The following is an 8,735-nucleotide window of genomic DNA, read 5'->3' as shown; positions in this document are numbered from 1 at the left end:
CGTTGGGGGTGTTTTTTATTGTGTGGACGAAAATAGGTAGTGGGAAATAGATTAAAATAAAGAAAATCTTCTACAAATCTTAATTTATGACTAATGTATATATTATTGGCTCTGGTAAATTAGCGAATGAATTACTCAAAGGACTGGATTTTAATCAAGAATATAAAGTCTTCGCTTGGGCTGATCGAAATAATAATGAAGCTGAGATAGCGATTGTCGTACATGCTGGTTCTGGCAGAGAGCTAAATGAGGCAGTTTCTTATTGTAAACAAACAGGTTCTACTCTTATTGAGCTATCAACGGATATTGATTACAAGCAAGATTATTTGAATATCCCAGTAGTTTTATGCCCAAATACCAATATATTAATGCTTAAATTTATGAAAATGATTGAAAAAAGTGGGAAAAATTTCAGCCAATATCAAATAAGTATCATTGAATCTCATCAAGCCAATAAAACATCTGTACCTGGAACAGCGGTGGCGATGGCCAAGTCACTCAGTATGCAGGATGATGCAATCGAATCCGTACGTGATGTGAAAAGACAGCAATTTGAGCTTGGGATTCCTGAACAAAATCTAGCTCGACATGCATATCATCGTATTCAAATATCAGATGATAAATCGTGTTCAATTGTTTTGGAAACAAAGGTTTTAGGTGATTCACCATATGTAGATGGGGTGAAAGACATTATTTGTGCTGTAGGGAGCAATCACTTAGAAAAACGGTTATATGATGTCATGGAGCTCATTGATAATCATTGGATTTAGATAAGGTCTGAAGAGATCATTTGAGCAATACGACAGTACAAGACGTTCATAAATGAATGAAGGTATTTTTCAAACTTAAAATCTAGCATGCTATAACAAATCGTTTTGCCAATATTTTATGCAAGAAAGACCCTACATTCGAGCTGTGAAGTTTAAAGCACCTGAGTCCTTGGATTGGGCCAGTTATCCTTATGTCGTTCCTGCGGTTAATGATTTAGAAAGTATCGAGTTCCATCCAGAAGTCACTTTTTTTGTCGGGGAGAATGGTTCAGGAAAGTCGACCATTCTTGAAGCTTTAGCACTTGCTTTGGGTTTTTCAGAAGAAGGTGGAACGCGGAATGTACAATTAAATACAGCGACAACAGCTTCTGATTTGCATCAGGCGATTCGAACGATAAAAAGCTATAAGAAGCCCCAAGATTATTACTTTTTACGTGCCGAGAGCTTCTATAACGTTGCAACCTATATGAAGCAAGTAAACTATTTGGTGGAGTATGGGGGAGATATACATTTGCGCTCGCATGGAGAGGCTTTCTTAAAATTATTAACAATGAAATTAAAAGGGAAAGGTTTATATCTTTTAGATGAGCCAGAAGCCGCCCTGTCTCCAACAATGTTGATGACAACCTTATCTGTTTTGGATCGTTTATGCCGGGAGCAATCTCAATTTATTATTGCCACCCATTCTCCCATTTTATTGGCTTATCCAAATGCCAAAATTTATCAATTTTCGGATTCAGGGATTAAAGAAATATCTTATGAAGAAACAGAGCATTTTCGGGTAACAAAGGATTTTTTAAATAATTATCAAAAGAGAATCCAGCAGTTGTTAGAGAAAGAATAGATAAAAAGAAGCCCCATCATCCTGACGGGGCTTCTTCATATTCAGTTTATGTCGTTGATATCCTATTAACGACCACGTCCTGTGTGTTTTATTATTCTCAATGAGACTTCCTGTCTCTCTATGGTTCATATATTAGCGACTAAGTCGAAAGTGGAATAGACGTAAATCTACCTAATCAACGTACGCTTAGGCGTACAACTAAGCGATATGATACTTCTGTAATTTGGCAACGAGTGCTGCTAATCCTTTCACTTCAAATTCGTTGGCGTCAAAATTGTCGTCTTTATTACGTTTAAAGATATCGCGAATTTCAATCACAGCATTCGGATCAATTAGACCTAAGCTTGAGGTTACTTGGCGAATTTGACTGATTGAACGTGAGCCATTGGTTGAACCATAGCCGATAAAGGCTGCAGGTTTGCCTTGCCATTCTTTACCCACATAATCCAAGGCATTCTTCAGTGCTGGACTATAGCCATGATTATATTCAGGGCTAATGAAGATAAATGCCTGTGCCTGCGCAATTTTATCTGCCCATTGCTGTTGTTTAGGCTGATCATAGACGCCTGTTGCTGGTGGATGAGAACCTGCAAATAGCGGTAAGTCCCATTCCTTAAGATCAACAACTTCAGTTTGAATATCTTTTAGCGCGAGTTCAGTCGTTGCTTGTTGTACCCAATTTGCGACTTTGATCGCTGTACGACCTTCCCGAACACTACCAACAATAATATAAATGAGCATGTTTAAATTCCTATGTTATTGCTTTGATTTTAAAAATGAATGCCTTTAAATGATCTTATACTTTTTTTTAGCGATAAAAAAAGCTCTCATTTGAGAGCTTTTTTGTTACATCAATTTGATGCCTTGCTGGCCTGCTGGGGTGACTTTGAAGATTTCTACTTCAAAAGTAATATTTTTGCCTGCCAGTGGATGATTAAAATCGATTTCTGTGGTGTCATCATTGACTGATTTTACAACGCCAAACAGTGTAGCTTTGGCCTTGTCTTCAAACTCAATCATATGACCCACGATTGGGCGTTGTTCAAATTTAACCGTATCAAAGATTTGGATATTTTCGGCATTCCAAGGTCCAAAAGCATCTTCAGATGGTAAATGTACAGTACGACGGTCGCCTGCACGTAAACCAAATAAAGCCTTTTCAAACCCTGGTAACAGGTTGCCATCACCAATCACAAGACTGACTGGTTCTTCACGACCACGGGTATTGTCGATTTCAACACCATTTTCAACCGATACAGAAAAATGTAAGTCGACTTTTGAGCCTTCTTGAATACGGATTTCTTCGTTTGGTTGGATAATTTCGTTCATCTTATGCATCCGCATTTTGGTTGCGTTTCTTCTCTAAGAAGAAAGTATCAATCAGTAGTAAAATCGTGCCTAGGGTAATTGAGCTATCCGCAAGGTTGAAGGCTGGAAAATGGCTGTTTTGATAGTAAACATGAATAAAGTCGACCACATAGCCTAAGCTGACACGGTCAATCAGATTGCCAATTGCTCCACCAAGAATCAATGCAATTGCCATCGGTAATACAATCATTTTCTTAGGCATACGCATCAGCCAGAAAACAAAAATTACCGAAACAAAACCTGCTAATGAGGTAAAGAAGTAGCGTTGCCAGCCACCTGCATCCGACAAAAAGCTGAATGCTGCGCCATAATTATGCAGCAGTGTCCAATTTAAAAACGGCAGGACGGGAACAGGGTCCGCATAGTTTAAATGCGAACTTGCAATCCATTTGGTCCATTGATCCAACACAATGGCAAGGACTGAAAGTCCAAGCCAGAGTACGTTGTGCGGGTAAAATTGGAATAAGCCTTTTTTTGTTGGGCTTGTTTGCACAGAATTATGCATATTTTCTCACTTCGCCACTGCCAGTGACATTGATAATACAACGAGCGCATAAACCAGTATGACCAACGTGTGTATTTACATCAGGCAATACATGCCAGCAACGTACACACTTTTCACCGTCTGCCGCTGAAACTTGCACACGCAGACCTTCGAGGTCTGTGCTTTCGCCTTGTTCAGCATAAGGGTGAACGATGACTTGAGAGGTAATCAAGACAAAACGTAATTCATCAGCCAATTGGTTTAACAATGTTTGTAATGCTTCATCTGCCCAAAGTTCAACTTTAGCAGATAGGTTACTACCGATGAGTTTAGCGTTACGTGCTGCTTCAATCTGTTTATTTACTGCTGATTTTACGCTAATCAATGTTTGCCAATCTGCTTCAGACAGTAAGTTTGCTGTTGATGCAGTTGGGATGTCATACCATTCAGCGGTAAATACATATTTTCCAGTTTGTTCTGGAATCAATGGCCAAGCTTCTTGTGCGGTAAAGCTGAGGATAGGTGACATCCAGCGAACAAAAGCTTGCACGATATGATATAGCGCAGTTTGCGCAGAATGACGTGCCTGTGAATCTGCTTTGGTGGTGTACTGACGATCTTTGATGATGTCGAGGTAGAAACCACCCAAGTCATTAATACAGAAGCTTGTTAGCGCATTGGTTACAATGTGAAAGTTCATCTCTTCATAGGCTTGCTGGATGGTTTTTTGAACCTCAGCAGCACGTTGTAAGATGTATTGATCCAATGCAATCAACTGGTCAACTGGTAACGCATCTGTTGATGGTTTGAAGCCATTCAAGTTTGCCAACAAGAAACGTAAGGTATTACGAATACGACGATAACCATCTGACGCGCGGCTAAAGATTTCTTTACCAGCTGTCATTTCGTAACGGTAGTCAGCAGATGCGATCCAGAAACGTAAGCCATCAGCACCCATATCTTTGATAATATCTTGTGGGGTAATGATGTTGCCTAATGATTTAGACATCTTACGACCTTTCTCATCAACCACGAAACCGTGGGTGAGTAGACCTTTATATGGCGCGCGTTCATTGATCGCAATCGAGGTTAACAACGATGATTGGAACCAGCCACGGTGTTGATCTGAACCTTCAAGATACAAGTCTGCTGGATCTTGTAGATCATCACGTTCACGCAGCACAGCGTAGTGTGTAGTTCCTGAGTCAAACCAAACGTCTAGGGTATCGCGGACCGCATTATATTGTTCTGCATCAGCACCGATGAACTCACTCGCTTCACGGTTATACCAACCATCGATACCTTCTTGCTCGATCAGTTTAGCCACTTCTTCGATCAATTCAGGCGTACGTGGGTGCAATGCATTGGTGTCTTTGTGCACGAAAAATGGAATTGGGACACCCCAAGTACGTTGACGCGAGATACACCAATCTGGACGACCTTCAATCATGGATTGAATACGGCTTTGTCCCCAATCAGGTACAAATTCGATATCATTTTCAATCGCATTCAAGGCATTTTGGCGCAGACCATTGGCATCCATGCTGATGAACCATTGTGGTGTCGCACGGAAGATAATTGGAGTTTTATGGCGCCAGCAGTGCGGATAGCTATGTTTAATTGGCTGATGTGCCCATAAACGACCAACTGCACCCAATGCCTCAATGATTTGAGGATTGGCTTTATAAATATGTTCCCCTGCAAAAATTGGCGATGTTGGTAAATAAACACCATTACCACCGACAGGGTTTTCAACTTTTAATTGATACAGCAAACCGACTTTATAATCGTCTACACCATGGCCGGGTGCAGTATGAACGGCACCTGTACCGCTGGTTGCAATCACGTGTTCGCCTAGAATTACAGGTACTTGACGATCTGCCAACAGTGGATGTTGTAAAAGAAGGTTCTCAATTGCAGCACCTTTGAAATCAGCAAGTACAATTGGGTTTTCCAGTTTGTAACGTTCGATCGCTGATTCAACCAAGTCTTTGGCCAAAATAAAGTTTTGCGTACCACGGTCAGTGGTCACTTGAACCAATTGATAGTCGATATCAGCGTGTAGCGCGACCGCTTGGTTGGCAGGCAAAGTCCATGGTGTAGTGGTCCAGATCACGATATCTGTTGCATCTTGAACATCAACATTCAAACGTGCGCTAAGCTCTTTAAGATCAACAACGGTGAAGCCAACATCAATCGCATCTGATTTTTTATCTTCGTATTCAACTTCAGCTTCAGCTAGTGAAGAACCACAGTCCATACACCAGTTCACAGGTTTTAAACCCGGTTCGATATGACCTGCTTTGGCAATGGCGCCAAGCGCACGAACGATGTCAGCTTCTTGCTTGAAGTTCATGGTGAGGTATGGATTGTCCCAATCACCAAAAACGCCCATACGCACAAAGTCTTTCTTTTGTAATTCGACTTGGGTGTAGGCATATTCACGGCAAGCCTTACGGAAAGTTGAGGCATCAACTTTAACGCCTACTTTACCGACTTTTTCTTCGACTTTTAGTTCGATTGGTAGGCCATGACAGTCCCAACCCGGCACATACGGTGCATCGAAGCCATCTAAAACGCGGCTTTTAATAATGATGTCTTTTAAGACTTTATTGACTGCGTGGCCTAAATGGATTTGACCATTGGCATATGGAGGGCCGTCATGCAGTACATATTTTTTCTTGCCAATACGCGCTTCACGAATCTGCTGATAAATGTTGTCGGCATACCACTCTTCTAACCATTTGGCTTCACGCACAGCCAAGTTTGCCTTCATGGCAAATTCAGTCGCTGGCAAATTGAGTGTGGCTTTATAATCCACTGCATTTTCAGGAGTTTGCTTATCGCTCATGCAAGTTTTCTTCCAGTTTGATCAGTTTGTAAACTGACATGTATTACGTTTTAAATTTAAAAAGGAAATTCTGCTGTGCTGCTACGATAATCTCGTAACTTTTGCACATCATCATTAATTCCGGCTTTGAGGGCTTCAAGCGAAGGGTAATTCAGTTCACCATGCAAATAGTGAAGAAAGGTTACCCGCATCAATAAGCCATACAGATTAGCAGAAACATCAGGGAAATGTACCTCTAATCGCCATTCTGGCTGGTCTTGTTTGATGGCTGGGCGTGTCCCCACATGACCTGCACCAAACAAACTGTCAGCTTGATAGCCTGCAATCCCATTGAGGGCAGGGTCTGAATGTTTTACTTTTCCATTCAATGATGCATTTTCACAGACCACATCCACCGCATAAATCCCGTTTAAACAGGGTTTATGACGGTTTAAACGCACATTAATGGTTGGAAAATCAAGGGTACGACCAATCTGATCGCCATATTGCACTCGGCCTGTGATGCTATAAGGACGGCCCAATAGTTTTGCCGCTAATGCCAGATCACCCTGTTGAAGGACCTGACGAATACGAGTTGAACTGACACGTTCATTATTTAAAGCCACCGTATTTAAATTGGTGACATCAAAACCGTAGTCACGTAAGAATTCACTGTTGCCTTGGCGGTCTTTGCCAAAATGGAAGTCATCGCCCAGCACCAAGCTTTGTGCATTGAGTTTTAATTTGAGTAGGTCGGCAAATTCTGCGGCATTTAGACTTCTAAAATATTGGTCAAATTTCGCAACTGCAATGTAGTCCACACCGAGCTCAGTTAAATATTCTACTTTTTCTCTGAGCGAGCTGATGCGCGGAGGTGCATCATAACCTTTAAAGAATTCAAGTGGTTGTGGCTCAAAAATCATCACCAATGTTTTTAAGCCTTGCGCTTCAGCCAAGCTTTTGAGTTGAGCAATCATCGCTTGATGGCCGAGATGGACACCATCAAAATTGCCAATCGTTACCGCAGTTGGGGGTAACTTAAAATCTGGCGATAATGCGTTGAGACGAAGCAACTTCATGGGCGTTAAATACAGTGATTTTGCAAAGGCTATATATTGCCATATTCTCAGCGTTTCGTCTTGTTGTTGTGTTTTTACACAGAAAAATTTCAATATTTAAAGTCTTTATATCAATAAAATTGATTCATTAAATAAAAATAAATCAATTTTTCTTATTTAAAGATTGACCTAAAATAGCTGCATAGTCGCTTGATATTGAGAAAGAGATGAAAAAGCCGTTTTATCAGCTAGAACAGAGCACCGATGTGATTCGCCATTTTACCCCGAACTGGTTTACTGCAACCATGGGAACAGGTGTGGTGGCGATGATTTTAGCACAGCTGCCTTTCGCTTCATCTGTCTTATTTATGCTTGCGACCAAATTATGGCAATTTAATATTTTGTTATTTAGCACCTTTAGCGTGCTGTATATCTTACGCTGGATTTTATTTCCAACTGAAGCCAAGCAGATTTTTACTCACCCCAACATGAGCTTATTCCTCGGTGCGATTCCGATGGGTTTAGCGACGATTGCCAATGGTTTTCTCAGTTTCGGTACCCATTTATATGGCGATATTGCCGTTCAGATTGCCACTTACCTTTGGTATATCGATGTTGTTCTGGCGGTAGTGATTGCTTGGGTGGTGCCATTCTGTATGTTTAGTTGCCAAGATCATCAATTACATCGTATGACTGCGGTATGGTTACTCCCGATCGTGGCCTGTGAAGTCGCTGCCAGCTCTGCGGGGCTGCTATTACAACATTTAGCTGCCGATCAACATGCATTAACCATCTTGATTATAGGCTATGTGTTGTGGGGTATTTCTGTACTGCCTGCTTTTGCGGTCTTAACGATTTTGATGTTACGTTTAGCTTTACACCAGTTACCTGAAAAAGAAGTCGCGATTTCTAGCTGGTTATGTTTAGGGCCGATTGGAACAGGGGCATTAGCGTTATTATTACTGGGTGAACAAGCGCCACGTATTATGCAGGCGATGGGCTTTGAAGGCTTAGCGACATTACTGCCAGCCTTGGGTATTGTGGCAAGTTTGGTGCTATTAGGTTTTGGTTTATGGTGGTTTGGGATTGCGATTTTGACCACACTGCGCCATATGCGTACTGGCATTCCATTTAACTTGGGTTGGTGGGGACTGACTTTCCCATTCGGTGTCTTTATCTTGGCGATCTTCAACTTGGCGCATCAGTTACATATCGACTTCTTACAGTATGCGGCTGTGGTTTTAAGTGTGTTGTTGGTTGGCCTATGGGCATTGGTGATGAAGAAAACACTGGCAGGGGCGTATAGCGGTCAGTTATTTTTCTCTCCCTGTTTAGTCGCCTTACAGCAGAAGATGCAATAATATCGAGGTGTGCCGAAGCA

General features: G+C 41.5%; 8 protein-coding genes. 3 read left to right on the top strand and 5 right to left on the bottom strand.

Annotated elements, in window-relative coordinates; translation table 11 throughout:
- Positions 1-86: 86 nt before the first annotated feature.
- Positions 87-770 carry a dihydrodipicolinate reductase C-terminal domain-containing protein gene (locus B2727_RS06100; protein ID WP_033133682.1) on the top strand — a complete coding sequence of 228 codons (684 nt, stop codon included), beginning with the start codon at positions 87-89 and terminating at the stop codon, positions 768-770.
- A 118-nt stretch (positions 771-888) separates the two neighbouring features.
- Positions 889-1,614: an AAA family ATPase gene (locus B2727_RS06095; RefSeq protein WP_033133683.1), complete on the top strand. Its 726-nt coding sequence runs from the start codon at positions 889-891 to the stop codon at positions 1,612-1,614.
- Between the two features lie 198 nt (positions 1,615-1,812).
- Here B2727_RS06095 and B2727_RS06090 read toward each other — a convergent pair whose 3' ends face one another.
- The 5 genes from B2727_RS06090 to ribF form a co-directional block, all read right to left on the bottom strand.
- On the bottom strand, positions 1,813-2,355 hold the full coding sequence (locus B2727_RS06090; RefSeq protein ID WP_033133684.1) for an NADPH-dependent FMN reductase: 543 nt from the start codon (positions 2,353-2,355) through the stop codon (positions 1,813-1,815).
- A gap of 105 nt (positions 2,356-2,460) precedes the next feature.
- Positions 2,461-2,943, bottom strand: coding sequence for an FKBP-type peptidyl-prolyl cis-trans isomerase (locus B2727_RS06085; protein ID WP_033133685.1), 483 nt, complete (start codon positions 2,941-2,943; stop codon positions 2,461-2,463).
- A gap of 1 nt (position 2,944) precedes the next feature.
- The gene (gene lspA / locus B2727_RS06080; RefSeq protein ID WP_005186355.1) at positions 2,945-3,487 is read right to left on the bottom strand and encodes a signal peptidase II; all 543 of its coding nucleotides are present in this window, start codon (positions 3,485-3,487) and stop codon (positions 2,945-2,947) included.
- On the bottom strand, positions 3,480-6,317 hold the full coding sequence (gene ileS / locus B2727_RS06075; protein ID WP_033133686.1) for an isoleucine--tRNA ligase: 2,838 nt from the start codon (positions 6,315-6,317) through the stop codon (positions 3,480-3,482). The genes lspA and ileS overlap by 8 nt, the downstream gene beginning before the upstream one ends.
- Positions 6,318-6,373: 56 nt before the next feature.
- Positions 6,374-7,375, bottom strand: coding sequence for a riboflavin biosynthesis protein RibF (gene ribF / locus B2727_RS06070; RefSeq protein WP_033133687.1), 1,002 nt, complete (start codon positions 7,373-7,375; stop codon positions 6,374-6,376).
- A gap of 206 nt (positions 7,376-7,581) precedes the next feature.
- Here ribF and B2727_RS06065 point away from each other — a divergent pair, with 206 nt between their 5' ends.
- Positions 7,582-8,715, top strand: coding sequence for a TDT family transporter (locus tag B2727_RS06065; RefSeq protein ID WP_033133688.1), 1,134 nt, complete (start codon positions 7,582-7,584; stop codon positions 8,713-8,715).
- The last annotated feature ends 20 nt before the right edge of the window (positions 8,716-8,735 follow it).

The sequence above is a fragment of the Acinetobacter sp. UBA991 genome (genome assembly GCF_002292065.1).
GTDB classification, from domain to species: domain Bacteria; phylum Pseudomonadota; class Gammaproteobacteria; order Pseudomonadales; family Moraxellaceae; genus Acinetobacter; species Acinetobacter higginsii.
This window is presented reverse-complemented; position numbering and strand designations above follow the sequence as displayed.

What these genes read in the sequence shown, in the direction of transcription:
- B2727_RS06090 (WP_033133684.1), bottom strand. Translation starts at nt 2,355, where the DNA reads ATGCTCATTTATATTATTGTTGGTAGTGTTCGGGAAGGTCGTACAGCG.
- B2727_RS06095 (WP_033133683.1), top strand. Translation starts at nt 889, where the DNA reads ATGCAAGAAAGACCCTACATTCGAGCTGTGAAGTTTAAAGCACCTGAG.
- B2727_RS06085 (WP_033133685.1), bottom strand. Translation starts at nt 2,943, where the DNA reads ATGAACGAAATTATCCAACCAAACGAAGAAATCCGTATTCAAGAAGGC.
- ileS (WP_033133686.1), bottom strand. Translation starts at nt 6,317, where the DNA reads ATGAGCGATAAGCAAACTCCTGAAAATGCAGTGGATTATAAAGCCACA.
- ribF (WP_033133687.1), bottom strand. Translation starts at nt 7,375, where the DNA reads ATGAAGTTGCTTCGTCTCAACGCATTATCGCCAGATTTTAAGTTACCC.
- lspA (WP_005186355.1), bottom strand. Translation starts at nt 3,487, where the DNA reads ATGCATAATTCTGTGCAAACAAGCCCAACAAAAAAAGGCTTATTCCAA.
- B2727_RS06100 (WP_033133682.1), top strand. Translation starts at nt 87, where the DNA reads ATGACTAATGTATATATTATTGGCTCTGGTAAATTAGCGAATGAATTA.
- B2727_RS06065 (WP_033133688.1), top strand. Translation starts at nt 7,582, where the DNA reads ATGAAAAAGCCGTTTTATCAGCTAGAACAGAGCACCGATGTGATTCGC.